The following is a 14,420-nucleotide window of genomic DNA, read 5'->3' as shown; positions in this document are numbered from 1 at the left end:
CTATGAAAATGACTCCGAAGTACATAAAAGCACAGGAAAATATGAAACCGGGAAAGATTACAGCGGATGGTTTCTTGGGTGATGATGATAGAAATATTGTTGATATAATAGAAGCAGACGAGGAAGAATTTGAATTTTTAAGCTTAGATTTTGTCGAAGTGGCTAAACTGATGAGAAAGCTTTTGAAAGAAGGCTTAAAAGGCTTAGGTGAAGTTATAAAATATGATAAATGGGAGATAAGAGTTGATGAAGCAAGAGGGTTCTTGCCTTGCCCATTCCAAGATGGTATATTCAGAAAGAGGGTTGCGGTTGTAAAAAATCTAAACAACAACGAGGAGATAATGTACAGTGAACTTTCGATTCATTTACTTGCCGCGCATCATTTCTTGCAAGGTAAAGGTTCAAAATTCAGATTGGAACCTGCCAAAATAAAAAAAGTGCTTTATGAGTAGAATAAATTTTAAAGAGGAGGGGTGGTTATGAAACTTACGTTCTTGGGGCACGCTGTCTTATTGATAAGTGATATAGAAGGAAAGTACAACGTTATTATCGACCCATTCATAACAGGTAACCCTGCATATCCAAAAGATTTTCAACTTCCAAAAATTGATTATATTATGGTAACCCACGGACATGGGGATCACCTTGGAGATACTGTTGAGCTTTGCAAAAAGTATAACTCAACGGTCATTTCCAATTTCGAAATATGCAATTACCTTAAACTGAAAGGTTGCAAGATACATCCAATGCATGTTGGAGGGGTGTATTACTTTGAATTTGGAAAAGTGAAGCTTACACCCGCTATTCACGGTTCTGGAATTCATGAAGGAGATAAAGTACTTTATGGTGGTAACCCATGTGGCTTTTTGATTAAAGTGGAAGGGAAAAATATATACCACGCGGGCGATACTGGTCTTACAAAAGAATTTGAACTTCTAAAGGATATAGATGTGGCGTTCTTACCAATAGGTGGTAATTTTGTTATGGATGTTGAAGATGCTCTGGTTGCACTTGAAATGATTAAACCAAAGATAGTTGTCCCAATACATTATAATACGTGGGATATAATAAAAGCTGATGAACAGAAATTTAAGGAAGGCGCAGAAAAACTTGGGATAAAGTGCGTGATTTTGAAACCGGGAGAAAGCTTAGAAATTTAACATCAGCAGCAAGTAAAAAACAAAAGCTGGGCCCATGCCCAGCTTTTATTTAAGCTCTTGATTTTCTTTCTTTACTTTCTCTATTTTCCCTATTTTCTCTTTTTTCCCTCGCTCTTTCAACGAGAGGTTTAGAGCGTGAATTTTTACCCCTTTTTGGATTTAATGTCTTCAATATAACTTCTGCGTCAAATTCACTTACATCTATGAAAGAGAAATTTTCAAAGACTTTTACATTGTTGATATTAGATGGCTCAACACCCGTTCTTTCAGATATGAACTCTACAAGCTTTTTCTTATCTAGTCCTTTTGAACTGCCCATATTTACGAATAATCTTACACTTCCAGAATCAACATTTTTGTTTGAATCCCCAAAATTTTGTTCTCTTCCTTTAGAAAAGTTCTTCGGTTTTACATCACCATACCTTGATACATCTATCTTATCTTTTATCAAAGTATGGAGAAGCATTTCAACAGCTTCAGTTGGTCCCATTTCCTCGATAATTTGTTGAGCTGCTCTTTTGTAAAGTTCGTTTGAAACTTTTGGTGCATTTTTTAAAGTATCTAAAAGTTTTTCAAGTTGCCTGTTAAGTATGTCTTCAACCTGCGGGATTGAATCTTTGATTATCTTTGCCTTAGCAAATCTCTTAACTCTCGCAAAGTGGAAGTAATCATCTCTTGTGACGAATGTGATAGCAAAACCTTTTTTTCCAGCTCTTCCAGTCCTTCCAATTCTGTGTACGTAATACTCAGGATCTCTTGGAACAGAATAATTTATAACATGCGTCAGTCCATCAATATCAATACCACGAGCTGCCACATCTGTCGTGACTAATATTCTCAATTGCTTTTTTCTAAATTTATCAAGTACTCTTTCTCTTTGATATTGAGAGTAATCACCATGGAGACCGTCTGCATTGTAACCAAGGTCCAAGAGTTTTTTGGATATTTCATCAACTTCTAATTTTGTCTGGCAAAAAACGATACCGTAAAAATCTGGATTCATGTCGATAATTCTGCAGAGTAACGGTAATTTATCTTTTTCGTCGACTTCAAAGTAAAGTTGCTCCGCATTTTCTGTCGTAAGTTCATCTTTAACCGTTGATACGTGTATATATTCTTTCATGAATTTTCTTGCTATATCAACTATTTCTTTTGGCATCGTTGCAGAAAAAAGAAATGTTCTCTTATTTTCGCCAGTTCTCTTAATTATTTCAAGTACATCATCTAAAAATCCCATGTCAAGCATTCTATCGGCTTCATCAAGGACAAGGTATTCCACATGTGAAAGGTCAAGAGTGTCACGATTTAGGTGGTCTATAATTCTACCCGGTGTGCCAACTACTATATCAACACCTTTTTCAAGGTCTTTGAATTGCTTTTCAAGTGATTGACCACCGTAAAGTGTTGTTATTTTAACTCGTTTGGTACCTTTCAAACTTTTCAGTTCTTCGAAGATTTGCAACGCTAATTCGCGCGTAGGTGTAACTATTATAGCCTTTACAAATTTGTTTGCCTTGAAATCTATCCTTTCAAGCAACGGTATTCCAAATGCCGCTGTTTTACCCGTTCCTGTTTGCGCTTGAGCTATCAAATCCTTATCAGTTGATAAAGCGTAAGGTAAAACAATTTTTTGTATTTCCGTGGGTTTTTCATAGCCTTTCTTTTGAATAGCAGAGAGAATTTCCTCACTCAAACCAAAATCTTCAAATCTCTCGTAGTTTTTTGTTTCGTCTAATACACTTCCCGTGTTTACCATGTACTTCACGTCCTTTCTCCTTGCTTACATCGTTTTTATCTTTTCATCGGTTAGTCCATCCCTTACCTTGCTTTTTCTTGCTCTTCAAAGGGGTAATGAACCAACCTTCAGCTTTAATTTCAACTACCAATAGGTAGCTTAAAACGGTAAAGCAAGGAGAAAGGGATTGACTAATTCATAGCTTATAAAGTTTAACACATATACTGATAATTACAATTAAGATTATATTACATTTTAGATTTTGTATGAAATTTAGATAACCTTTGCTAGCAAAACCTCTTTCATTTCTCTAAGTGCGAATTCGTGCATTGATTTATCAAAACTATCCACACAATTTGAATGAACTATTGTCTCAATACCTCTATTTCTCAACTCTTCAACGGTAAACAAAACGCATATATGGGTTACCAATCCTCCAACGTGAACCTCAGTTACGCCTAACTTTTTGAGCAGTTCATCAAGATTTGTGCCGTAAAATCCAGAGTATCTGCTCTTTTTGATTTCGTATTTGTTCTGATAATCTTCGAGCGCTTTTTTAAGTTCATCAACTATTTCGCTACCATGGGTATCGTGTAAACAATGCACTCCCCAAATGGAGAATTCGTAATCGTTATCTTCGTGCCAATCTTTTGTGTAAATTATCGGTAAATTCTGTGCTTTGAATTCTTCGACGATCTTAACTATGTTAGGAATAACATTCTCTGCACCTGGAAAATACAAAGCACCGCCTGGTTTAGCAAAATCATTTTGTAAATCAACTATGAGTAACGCTTTCATAATTAATTCCTCCTTTAAAATTTTATCTGAATTAAATTAATCTATACTTTTCAACAGCTTTCAAAATTCTTTCCATGGTTTCCTCATCAGGAGCTTCTATGGTGTGAAGGTGTATCCCACCAGATATCTCTAAAAGCGGCTTGGTGTTAGATGCCTTTAAAAGAGAGATAAATTTCTCTACATCGTCAATAGAAGAAACATCTATCCTACCAGTTATCTCACCATATATCGGATGCTCTACTATAACATCTATAACTTTTCCACCGTTTTCTACAATGGCTTTCAACTCATCGTATATATCATCCGCTGTGTGCTTAAAAGCTATTGTTCTTCTAACTTTTCCACCTGTGTCAAGTACGTACCCATCACGCGTTGATACGATTTTGTACCCTTCTTCCCTAAGTCTTGCAATGTCATAAACAATAATTTGGCGACTTACTCCTAATAAATCCGATAAATCTTTACCCTTCACAGGAGATTTTGATTTTTTGAGTATCTCGATAATTTCGTACCTTCGTTCCATTCATTTCACCTCCTTTGCTTTTACTGAATTAATTATACTTCTTAATACTTTTTCTGTCAAAATCTGTCGAAACAGATAAGAAAAACAGCGGGTGAAGTACTCACCCGCTGTTTGTTTTTAACTACTTTACTTTAATTATTAAATTATTTATTTTCTTTCCACTCTCGGTTTGTCATCGTAAGATGTTATTTTTCCACCTAACACTTTTTGGATATACTCAACAACAACATCTGCCATTACGTAGAATGTGTCGTAACCTTTTTGACCTTTCAACATTGAGTAACCGTCTCCACCAGATGCCATGTAATTATTTGTAACAACTTTATAAACTTTCTCTGGGTCTATTGGTTTCCCACCAACAAGTACATCCGTTAATTTTCCACCTTCTGATTTCCATGTCGCTCCAGCAACTTGTAAGAACGCACCTTGACCATTTGGTACAGTTGCAGCGTATTCAAATACCTTTATTAAATCAAGACCTTTCATTTCAAGCACATAGAGAGTGTTTCCAAATGGGAGAACCGTAAGTACGTCTCTTATTGTTATGTTACCCGGTTTTATTGATGCCCTAATTCCTCCACCGTTTGTCAAAGCAACATCGGCACCAGTTTTCCAAAGCATGGAATCTGCTATAAGGTTTGCAAGGTTTGTTGTCTTTGATCTAACGTTTGCTCTTTCACCGTCCAATAATATCTCTGTTGTCCCTATAACTGTATCAAGTTTTGCACCACCAAGTTTTTTGAAATAATCGAGCGGTACCTTAACATACAAAGCTTCTTTTGTAACAACTTGGTAGATATTCTTCCCTGCTTCATCTTTTCCAACAACTTTTGATTGAATTACCGGTATTGCTTGCCAGTCTATTTTTACAACTTTTCCATTTTCAACTTCGATATCAGCTCTTCCCAATACCTTTCCCCACTCAAATGCTTGAACAATTGGTACACCATTTACAATCATTGGTTGTGTCATTTGTGAGTGGCTATGACCATCGATAATTAAATCGATTCCCTCAACTTCGTTTGCAAGTTGATCAGCTGTTGTGTAAAGGCCGGAGTAACCTTGTCCAACACCAAGGTGTGTTAAAGCAATAACAACATTTGCTTGCTTCCTTAATTCAGGAATCAACTGTTTAGCAATCTCTATAACATTCTTAAATTCGAGATCTTCAGAGTTTGGTCCTTCTAATATTTTTGTATGCTCGGTTGTGAAACCAACGATAGCAACCTTTATTCCGCCAATTTCTTTTATGATATAAGGTGTAAAGAGTGGCTTTCCATCTTTGTAAATATTTGCACTTAAGAATGGGAATTTTGCCCATGACATTTGTTTCATTAGCACTTCTCTTGGTTTATCAAACTCATGGTTACCAACAGCCACAGCTGTTAATCTCATTCTGTTGAGTGCAAATATATCCGGTATAGCGTTCATTAGGTCTGATTCTGGAACACCTGTGTTGATATCGCCGGCATGTAAGAAAATTACGTTAGGATTAACGCTTTTTTCTGCATCGATAATAGATGCAACCGTTGCAAATCCACCGATTATATTACCTGCAGAATCTGTAAATGACCATGCGTGACCGTGTGTATCATTGATGTGAAAAACAGTAATCTTAACCGCAAATGCAAATAAGCTCAGAAGAACTACCAACAGAACTATCAAATACTTTTTCATACTTTATCCCTCCTCGGTATAAATGTGGTTAAGAATTATCTTAAAGTATACATGCATATTCCATTGTACACCAAGTTGAAAAATTTAAAAAATCTTTTCAATAAGAGTCATAGCTATTTCTACAACAAAAAGAAGGATTATCATCCATTCAAGGAAGTTTGCCTTACTTTCACTATGAATTTCGAGCAAAACCGATGCAACTTCAAACGCATGGTCTAATTTTGTCGTTACATTCTTATATCTCCTTGAGAGTTCATAATACCTTGAAAGTTTTTGGTAAAGTTGATCGTATAATTCATTTTCCCATGCCAAATCTGGTTTGTCTAAAATCATTATATCTGAGAGTATCTCATGGCGTGTTTTAAGAATTTTCATAGCAAGACTCAAAGATTTTCTACCTTTTGCTATTTTCCCTTTTGTTGAAAGAAATTTCTCTATTTCGTCTATCAGAATATTGGTTTTTTGCTCAATCCTATTTAACGAAACGCTCTGCGCGAGTACAAAAGAAGTGATATAGATTATTCCATCATCTATCTTTGGCAAGTAAATCTTATCTTCGTGTATCTCTATATCTTTGTCTTTACCTTGGAAAATTTCCAAAGTTTCTATTGAAGTGTGCTTTACATCTCCAATGACATACTCGTCTAGCTCTGAAAGGAGTGAGTTAAACTGTTTAGATGGTATGTTTATTCCTACAACAGCCCCAAATGAGTATACATAAACCATTCCCTCGGAGTACCTGAATTTAAAAGGCTCTTCCCACCTTATGTATTCAATATGTGACGATTTTTCACGCATCAATCTTTTTACATCAATATCATCACCTAAATCCAAAACTGTAAACTTATATTGCATAGAGTACCTCCTTAGTTTTTTAATTCATCATTTCAAAAATATAATTTCCATCCTATTTTCAAATTGCTCCACAACGTACAAATTACTGGAGTAGAAGATTATTCTTCCACCCTCGAGTTTGAATGGTTTTTTCGATCTCAAATAGTAATACCTTGGTAAATGATGGCCCATTGAAATCTCAACGGTAACTTTGTTTTCATTTTTCTTGATAAAGGGCCTTTGTGTGAAAAAGTCGTATATAACCTCCGCACTCTCAGATGAGAAATGATTTCTTAGATATGGATAGTATTTTTTCATGATATCCAAGAATTCTCTCAAACTTTTCGACATCTCTGCCCAGGTTTTGTTTTCTGGATTTCTGTCTTTTGAAAATAGATCGTCTGGATGGAGAAAATATTGATAAGTTCCTAACATCATTAGTCCCATAACAGAATTTGTCACAAGATTGCTAACAGGATAATATCCAGCTGTAGTGCGCGGTATAATCACAGTACCTTGTTTTATTACCGAAAAATCATAATTTCTTTCCCAACTTGGGTTTTTGTAAGTAGTTCCAATAGCTTTAACTGTCGGGAAAATTTCTAATAGTTTACTTACCCCAAAATCATCTATTATGTTATCTGGAGCTACGTAAGTGTAAGGTATGTATTCCTCACCAAGCGTGTTTTTTAGAAATATTTTTAAAGTTACCAATACATCCCTAATCTCCTCTTCGTTCCATCTATCTTTTGTAAATGGTATGTGGTTGTACCCGTGCACACCTATCTCGATGGAACTATTTAACAATTCTTTGAGCACAAGTCTTTGTTCTGGAGTGTTCACGTATTCTTGGAAGCTGAATGGCCATTTTACAGAAGCATTGTAATTCGCCACAAATATTGCTGTGTACTTTAGATTTAATTCATCAGAAAGTTTCTTCATAGTTGGCCACCAAACATTGTAATAAAATTCATTGTCAGTTATGTCACCAAACTCTCTTGTTATGTCATCTATCTTTCTATTATAAGCTGGCAATGGAAAATCGTCTAAGTAGATAGAAAAGCTGTTAATTATAGGTTGGATAGAAAACGGAAGTTGGGAGTATACAACTTGCATAAACAAACCAATTAGGTTTTTCGTAAGTAAGTCAGATGGATAGTATATGACTTGCCCAGTACCCATGAGAATTTTCCAAGCAACCGTTATGTTATCTGAAGAACTCACCAAAGGTATAGATGATGGAATAGGCTCTATATAATTTATTTCTCTATTAAACTCTATATTGAATTCAGGTGGAATAGGAAATATGTCGCTTGTAATTTTCAAATTAGTTACTTTTATCTTTTTATCACCCTTCGAAATGACTACCACGGTCCCCCCTGACAATGTGTAATTTATAAGCTTCTGATCTGTTAATGGTACTTTTCCATCAAGCAAGATTATTAAATCGTATATAGAAAGAACGGATGGAATATTTTCTTCCCAATCATATCTGACAAGCGTGTAACCGAGTGCTTTTAACAATGCGATATTGTTTTTACCTATTACAAGAACCCTAAAACTTTTGGAATTGCCGTAAAGCAAAGATATAAGGATTTTGCCAATATCTAGGGATATTTTACCATTATCGTCAAATAAGTAGCTATAACTTACTACCGCACCAATTGGACCAACAAAAGCCATATCGAAAGATTTTCCATCGGAAGTTTTGACAGTCACAATCGGTTTTGTATAAGGGCTTATTGAATAGTAAGGCTCAACGTCCCGATCTTTTGTTAAATAAACAGGATTTTCATTTAAGAGATAATACTTATCTATGCTAACTTCTGAAGGTTTTGTCTTTTTCCAACCAAAAGTATAGGAAATACCAATTAAGTTATATATAGAATTTATTTCGGCAAGTCCCGGGTGATTCGAACCAGAAGAATCGATTGTAGCACCTATGTTGTTTATGATAAATATTTTCCCACCATTTAGCAAAAAATCATAGAGCCTCTTTAAATAAGTCTTTGCGTTCGGCATGGTAGGACTGTAATAACAAGTCACAATAAGCTCGTAGCTTTTCAAATCTAAAGTTTCAAATTCTTCACTTTCCACGTCCATCGTATCGTAAGTTACAGAAAGCGTTTTTAGCTCAGGCGCGACGTACCTTAAAAGGATATTGTAACCGTATCCTTGCTCTGAATTTTTATAAAGAAGCAAAGCTTTTGAATATCCTAATGTGTCTAAAAAAATTACAAACAATGCAATCAAAAATGTGAGCTTTAGAATTTTATCAAGTGTTTTAACCATTCTTCAACACCTCTTCGTATAAAGATAGGTAAGATTTTATCATCTTCGAGAGGGTGTACTTTTCTCTAACAATTCGTTTTCCATTTTCAGAAAATGTGTGCCATAAATCTTTATTTTTGGCAAGTTCTAATATCTTTTCCGACATATTTATGTAATCTTTAGGTTCAACAACAAAACCAGACTGTCCATCAGGATCTAAAGCTATTTCAGCGCAATTTCCAACGTTTGTTACAACAACTGGGATTCCACAAGCCATAGATTCCAATTGTACTAAGGGCTGACCTTCCGAGACACTGCTGAGAAGAAGAACATCTATTAAACCATAATAATCAAGAACATTCGCTTTTCCAGTGAATATAACTTTATCATTTAGCTCAAGCAAGTCTATTAACTCAACACATTTTTGGTAATATTCTTCATCTTCATCGTTAGGACCAATTATGTAAAGTCTTGCGTTTTCCATTTCTTTAGCTACTATGCTAAAAGCTTTTATTGCTGTTAATATATCTTTAATTGGAACCACTCTTCCAACCATACCTATATTAAACGTTTCGTGCACTACTCTATTCACTTTACTGAATTTATCTACGTCTATTCCATTCGGAATTACGTACATCTTTTCAAAATCTGCGTTTAACTCAAGCTGAAAGAGTTGATTTTTTTCAAATAATGTGGTTAACGCATCACATTCTTTATACGCAACTTCACTTATCAATTTGAATATCTCTATCCATACAGGTTTATAAACCTCTTGAACATTTCTAGACTTCATTATTTCAATTTCTCTTTCTCTGTGATATATGCCATGTTCTGTAATTATTAACTTGCCATTATAGATGTATTTTCCAACAAGTGCACTTAGTGATGCATAACCAGTCGTTGTTGAATGATATATGTCGGCTTTTGGAGGAATAGATTGGATGGCTCCAATTATTGGGATGATAAATCCAATTACGGTCCAATAAAAACTTGTGAATCCTTCACTCTCAAAGTAATGTGAATAAATGTCGGTGATGAAATCCCAAAATTCTTTCGTTAAAATAGCCGAGTATAAATTCTTTCCGGCAACATCTTTTAATATTTCACTAAACAAGTCTGCTTTTTTACTTCTTGGAAAATCTATCAACTTACGAACGTTTAATACCAAATTATTCGTATCAACAAACTTATTAGAAGTATCCCCCTCTGAAAACAAAAGATATTCGTATATTCTATTTAGATTTTTTGGCATTTTATATCCAAAAGGACGTTTCCATCTCCAAGGTGCAAGATGGACAACGTCGAATTGAATACCAGGAAGATTTTCAATTAACATTTGTATCCACGATGATACTCCACCTGTTATGTACGGATACGTTCCTTCGACTATTATACAAACTTTCATAAAATTTATTCTCTCTGAAAAGATAATTCTGCTAGATTGTTGTTTTAGTTAATCTCCAATATCTCAATCTCAAAAATAAGATTCTTGCCAGCTAAAGGATGATTGGCGTCCAAAATTGCAACAGCGTCGTTCAACTCTTCAACCCTTACAACAAAGAAATTCCCATCTGGTTGATGAACTTCGAGAAGGTCCCCTACACTAACATCTTCAGGCAATCTTCCTCTTTCAACTGAGAATTTTAAATCTTCCCTGACTGGGCCATAAGCTTTTTCAAACGAAACTGTGAATCTCTTCTTGTCGCCCATCTCCATGCCAAGTATCTCTTCTTCAAAACCAGGAATAATTTGCCCTGCGCCTACAACAAATTCAAGTGGTTCTCTGTTCAAAGATGTATCAAAAATTTGACCATCTTCAAACATACCAGTGTAGTGAAGCTTAACTTTGTCTCCTACTTTAATACCCATGAAATCACTTCCTTTAATAAAGATAATTATGTGGTAAAAATATTTTACCACATTTTTTACTTTTCATCTTTATTCTTTTTAAAAGTTGTGCTATTGTGTATGTGAACACTTAATTTTTGAGAATTATCCTTTTGATAAGAAATTATTCTTCTATGCTTAAAGTCTTTAATTGATGTAACAAAAGCATTTTTCTTACTTTGTTCTAACTTTGTTGTTTGTGTTTTCTCATCGGTTTTATCTTTGAAAATATATATCAAAACAAAGGTTATCAACGTTATGATAGTGTTTAAAAGATAAAATGTACCAGTGATTAAAAAGAGTTTTGAATAATTTGTTGTACCACTTTTTGAAAGGTGAGTAAATATTTGAGCGGAAAATGCTTTCATTAAGTTGTTTATAAAGTAACTTACACCTGAAAATGTGGCTAAGTAAGATTTTGGAAGATACGATAGACAGAAAACCATAAACATAGGCGTTGTTATGTTTAACAGAATATACCTAAGTATATAAGCAACGGTAAAAAGAGCTGAGTTTAACATAAATATAGGCATCATGAAGATCAGTAAAGTTACCGAAAGATAAAGAACAAAGAGTAACAACTTGTAACCGTACTTAGACGTTAACTTGTGGGTGAACAATGATGTTACAGCCGTTGAAAGTTGAGAAATAGTAAGGATAAGTGTTATGGTTGTCGTTGAAAACAAAAATAAATCTAAAAATATCACATTCCCAAAGTTTATAAAAACTGCCGCGGCAGCGCTCACTAACGCTCCAGATAAAATGTAATAGAATAACATCGTTAATTGCACAGGATTTAGGTACATTTTACCATTTGTTTTTAATTTTTTTCTTTTAACTCTTAACTTCGTATTAGGCAAAGCAAAAAGTGGGAGAATAGAAAATAGCGCTAAAATCATAGATAATCTTAAGCTGTTGACTAATCCTATTTTCTCTGACAGAAGACCTGCACCAAAATATCCCAAAACACCTGTAAGCATAACTATAGCAAAGTTTATATTCGAATTTCTTAGTCTTTTCTTTTCATCTGAGCTTTCTATTACAGAAATTGTTGGTAAAATTATTGAAGTGTCAAAAAAACCAAATAAGAAAGAAAAAACATAAAGCAAAGTATACGAGGTCGGTATCAGCCTTAACAAACCAGCGAGAGAAAATAAAGGCATTGTTACAAGCAATGTCTTTTTTCGACCGATTCTATCTGAAATGCTTGAAAAAAGAAGGCCTCCAAAAGCTAATCCCCAAGAGTAATAAAATGTAGAATTTCCGATAATAGAGTTTTCATAAGATAAAGACTTTAAATACAAGTTAAATAAAGCAGTATATGCTGCTTTCGATATACCAACAAGGAAAGTGTAAAGATTAATATAGAGTAGCAACTTACTCCCCCCATCATTTAATTGAAAATAAAAAAATCTAATTTAAATAGCTCAAAACAATTATATTATATCACAATTAAAAACAAATGAAAAATCATTAGCTCTATCATTTGTTTCTTCAATGTAACATTTATTATGTTGTTTAAGTTAACACATCTAATTTAAGAAACTAAAGATTCATCATATATTTACTCATATGTTACATTAATCCACGTGAATTAATTGATTTTTTCAAAAGGTATAGTATTATTTTTAATGCAAACATTTTTGCATTTGATTTTTTGAATGTTGCATGGGGTGATTAGGATGTTTGAAGGACTGCGAGATAAATTATCAAACGCTTTTAAGGTTCTTTCTGGAAAAGGAAAAATCACTGAGAAGAATATAGAAGAGGCTATACAGATAGTAAAGACTGCTTTATTAGCTGCAGATGTTAACTATAAAGTTGTCAAAGAGTTTGTTGAAAATGTAAAGAAGAGAGCTTTGGGAGAAGAAGTACTCAAATCATTAACCCCAGACCAGATGTTTGTAAAGATAATTAGGGATGAATTGATAAAACTTCTTGGGGAACGCGAACCATTTAAATTAATTCATAGGCCCGCGTATATAATGATGGTTGGTTTACAAGGTACAGGTAAGACTACCAGTGCGGCTAAAATCGCTAATTATTTGAAAAAACAAGGTAAAAATCCTATACTAGTTGCCGCAGATACTTATCGTCCAGCCGCTATAGATCAACTTGAAACGTTAGGTAAAAAGATAGGTGTGCCAGTAATCACAGGCGATAGAAAAAATGCTTTAAAAATAGTAGAGGAAGCAAAGAAACAAGTTAAAGATAGCGGTCATGATGTCGTTATCTTAGATACCGCTGGACGATTGCATATTGATGATGAGATGATGCAAGAATTAGAGCAAATAAAGGAAATGGTGAATCCTGACGAAATTTTGCTCACAGTCGACGCAATGGCTGGCCAAGACGCTGTTAATTCGGGTAAGACTTTTAACGATAGATTAAATGTGACGGGTTTTGTAATAACAAAATTAGATGGTGACTCACGTGGTGGAGTTATATTAACAATTCGATATATAACGGGTAAACCTGTAAAATTCGTCGGCGTAGGCGAAAAGATAGACGACTTTGATGAATTTTATCCAGATAGAATTGCAAGTAGAATCCTTGGACTTGGCGATATGCTCTCACTAATTGAAAAAGTTGAACGTGAACTTGATAAAGAAAAGATGGAAAAGATGAGTCAGAAATTCATGAGAGCTGAGTTCACATTAGAAGATTTCAGAGAACAAATTAAAGAGATTAAAAAACTCGGGATAGATAAAATTCTTGAAGCATTACCCGGTTCTCCACAAGTTGATTTAGATACAAGCGAAAAGGAACTTAAGCGAATTGAGGCCATAATAAACTCAATGACACCAGAAGAAAGAAACAATCCGGATATTATAAACGCAAGTAGGAAGAAACGAATAGCCGCCGGAAGTGGAACAACAGTCCAAGATATCAATAAGCTTCTCAAATCTTACGAGGAAATGAAAAAACTTATGAAAACAATGAAAAAAGGAAAAATGCCATTTGCTCTTAAAGGATTTAAATTCTGATAAAAACATTTTAGGAGGTGTTTTTAGTGGTAAGGATTAGGCTTACACGCATGGGAAAAAAGAAACAACCATTTTACAGGATAGTTGTCGTTGATCAGAAGAAGAAAAGAGATGGTGCTTACATCGAAAGTTTAGGTTACTACAACCCACTTAAGGAACCTTACGAGGTAAAAGTTGACATCGACAGGGCAGTTGAATGGATGCTTAAAGGTGCTCAACCAAGTGAAACAGTTTCAAAACTCCTTGGTAAGCTTGGATTATACGAAAAATTAGAAGAAGCAAAATCTAAAAAGGCTTGAATGTAAATATGAGGAGGAAAAAACGTGAAGGAGTTTCTTGAGTACGTCCTCAAATCTATAGCAAAACATCCAGATGATGTTGTAGTTGTTGAATACGAAGAGGACGGAAAGAAAGTCTTTGATATTTCAGTTCATCCAGACGATGTAGGACAAGTTATAGGAAAAGATGGCAGAACGATAAAATCTATTAAAATATTACTTTCAAGCATGTCTGATGATTCTGAGTTTATTTTAAAGGTTTTACGTTAA

The 14,420-nt window shown here is 34.4% G+C and carries 14 protein-coding genes; 5 read left to right on the top strand and 9 right to left on the bottom strand.

The features are described from left to right. The first annotated feature begins 2 nt into the window (after window positions 1-2). Together AS161_RS00580 and AS161_RS00575 are read left to right on the top strand one after the other, a co-directional pair. On the top strand, window positions 3-452 hold the full coding sequence (locus AS161_RS00580) for a hypothetical protein (protein WP_164541388.1): 450 nt from the start codon (window positions 3-5) through the stop codon (window positions 450-452). Between the two features lie 27 nt (window positions 453-479). Next, window positions 480-1,160, top strand: a complete 681-nt coding sequence (locus tag AS161_RS00575; RefSeq protein ID WP_164541387.1) for a metal-dependent hydrolase — start codon at window positions 480-482, stop codon at window positions 1,158-1,160. 49 nt (window positions 1,161-1,209) lie between these two features. Here the strand turns inward: AS161_RS00575 and AS161_RS00570 are convergent, their stop codons facing one another. The 9 genes from AS161_RS00570 to AS161_RS00530 form a co-directional block, all read right to left on the bottom strand. Then, window positions 1,210-2,916 (bottom strand): DEAD/DEAH box helicase, encoded by a 1,707-nt coding sequence (locus AS161_RS00570; protein ID WP_164541434.1) that lies wholly within the window; start codon window positions 2,914-2,916, stop codon window positions 1,210-1,212. A gap of 252 nt (window positions 2,917-3,168) precedes the next feature. Continuing rightward, window positions 3,169-3,693 (bottom strand): isochorismatase family cysteine hydrolase, encoded by a 525-nt coding sequence (locus tag AS161_RS00565; RefSeq protein ID WP_011993811.1) that lies wholly within the window; start codon window positions 3,691-3,693, stop codon window positions 3,169-3,171. A 31-nt stretch (window positions 3,694-3,724) separates the two neighbouring features. Then, on the bottom strand, window positions 3,725-4,216 hold the full coding sequence (locus AS161_RS00560; protein WP_164541386.1) for a transcription repressor NadR: 492 nt from the start codon (window positions 4,214-4,216) through the stop codon (window positions 3,725-3,727). Between the two features lie 147 nt (window positions 4,217-4,363). Then, the gene (locus tag AS161_RS00555; RefSeq protein ID WP_164541385.1) at window positions 4,364-5,893 is read right to left on the bottom strand and encodes a bifunctional UDP-sugar hydrolase/5'-nucleotidase; all 1,530 of its coding nucleotides are present in this window, start codon (window positions 5,891-5,893) and stop codon (window positions 4,364-4,366) included. 84 nt (window positions 5,894-5,977) lie between these two features. Further along, window positions 5,978-6,748 (bottom strand): RMD1 family protein, encoded by a 771-nt coding sequence (locus tag AS161_RS00550; protein ID WP_164541384.1) that lies wholly within the window; start codon window positions 6,746-6,748, stop codon window positions 5,978-5,980. Between the two features lie 27 nt (window positions 6,749-6,775). Then, window positions 6,776-9,019: a DUF2194 domain-containing protein gene (locus tag AS161_RS00545; RefSeq protein ID WP_164541383.1), complete on the bottom strand. Its 2,244-nt coding sequence runs from the start codon at window positions 9,017-9,019 to the stop codon at window positions 6,776-6,778. Then, window positions 9,012-10,403: a GT4 family glycosyltransferase PelF gene (gene pelF, locus AS161_RS00540; protein ID WP_164541382.1), complete on the bottom strand. Its 1,392-nt coding sequence runs from the start codon at window positions 10,401-10,403 to the stop codon at window positions 9,012-9,014. The genes AS161_RS00545 and pelF overlap by 8 nt, the downstream gene beginning before the upstream one ends. Window positions 10,404-10,447: 44 nt before the next feature. Continuing rightward, complete coding sequence (locus AS161_RS00535; protein WP_011993817.1) at window positions 10,448-10,867, bottom strand: peptidylprolyl isomerase; 420 nt, start codon at window positions 10,865-10,867, stop codon at window positions 10,448-10,450. A gap of 56 nt (window positions 10,868-10,923) precedes the next feature. Continuing rightward, a complete protein-coding gene (locus AS161_RS00530; RefSeq protein WP_164541381.1) occupies window positions 10,924-12,261 on the bottom strand; it encodes an MFS transporter in 1,338 nt (445 codons plus the stop codon). 306 nt (window positions 12,262-12,567) lie between these two features. On the opposite strand from AS161_RS00530, the gene ffh reads away from it, so the two are divergent. The 3 genes from ffh to AS161_RS00515 are packed head-to-tail and all read left to right on the top strand — an operon-like array spanning window position 12,568 to window position 14,420. Then, window positions 12,568-13,872 (top strand): signal recognition particle protein, encoded by a 1,305-nt coding sequence (gene ffh / locus AS161_RS00525; RefSeq protein ID WP_164541380.1) that lies wholly within the window; start codon window positions 12,568-12,570, stop codon window positions 13,870-13,872. Window positions 13,873-13,898: 26 nt separating this feature from the next. Further along, window positions 13,899-14,171, top strand: a complete 273-nt coding sequence (gene rpsP, locus AS161_RS00520; RefSeq protein WP_164541379.1) for a 30S ribosomal protein S16 — start codon at window positions 13,899-13,901, stop codon at window positions 14,169-14,171. Between the two features lie 24 nt (window positions 14,172-14,195). Next, window positions 14,196-14,420 (top strand): KH domain-containing protein, encoded by a 225-nt coding sequence (locus AS161_RS00515; protein WP_011993821.1) that lies wholly within the window; start codon window positions 14,196-14,198, stop codon window positions 14,418-14,420.

The organism is Fervidobacterium sp. 2310opik-2, from assembly GCF_011057735.1.
Classification (GTDB): domain Bacteria; phylum Thermotogota; class Thermotogae; order Thermotogales; family Fervidobacteriaceae; genus Fervidobacterium; species Fervidobacterium nodosum.
The sequence above is the reverse complement of the archived record's forward strand: the minus strand, read 5'-3'. Positions and strand labels throughout refer to the sequence as shown.

What these genes read in the sequence shown, in the direction of transcription:
- AS161_RS00580 (WP_164541388.1), top strand. Translation starts at nt 3, where the DNA reads ATGAAAATGACTCCGAAGTACATAAAAGCACAGGAAAATATGAAACCG.
- AS161_RS00575 (WP_164541387.1), top strand. Translation starts at nt 480, where the DNA reads ATGAAACTTACGTTCTTGGGGCACGCTGTCTTATTGATAAGTGATATA.
- AS161_RS00570 (WP_164541434.1), bottom strand. Translation starts at nt 2,916, where the DNA reads ATGGTAAACACGGGAAGTGTATTAGACGAAACAAAAAACTACGAGAGA.
- AS161_RS00565 (WP_011993811.1), bottom strand. Translation starts at nt 3,693, where the DNA reads ATGAAAGCGTTACTCATAGTTGATTTACAAAATGATTTTGCTAAACCA.
- AS161_RS00560 (WP_164541386.1), bottom strand. Translation starts at nt 4,216, where the DNA reads ATGGAACGAAGGTACGAAATTATCGAGATACTCAAAAAATCAAAATCT.
- AS161_RS00555 (WP_164541385.1), bottom strand. Translation starts at nt 5,893, where the DNA reads ATGAAAAAGTATTTGATAGTTCTGTTGGTAGTTCTTCTGAGCTTATTT.
- AS161_RS00550 (WP_164541384.1), bottom strand. Translation starts at nt 6,748, where the DNA reads ATGCAATATAAGTTTACAGTTTTGGATTTAGGTGATGATATTGATGTA.
- AS161_RS00545 (WP_164541383.1), bottom strand. Translation starts at nt 9,019, where the DNA reads ATGGTTAAAACACTTGATAAAATTCTAAAGCTCACATTTTTGATTGCA.
- pelF (WP_164541382.1), bottom strand. Translation starts at nt 10,403, where the DNA reads ATGAAAGTTTGTATAATAGTCGAAGGAACGTATCCGTACATAACAGGT.
- AS161_RS00535 (WP_011993817.1), bottom strand. Translation starts at nt 10,867, where the DNA reads ATGGGTATTAAAGTAGGAGACAAAGTTAAGCTTCACTACACTGGTATG.
- ffh (WP_164541380.1), top strand. Translation starts at nt 12,568, where the DNA reads ATGTTTGAAGGACTGCGAGATAAATTATCAAACGCTTTTAAGGTTCTT.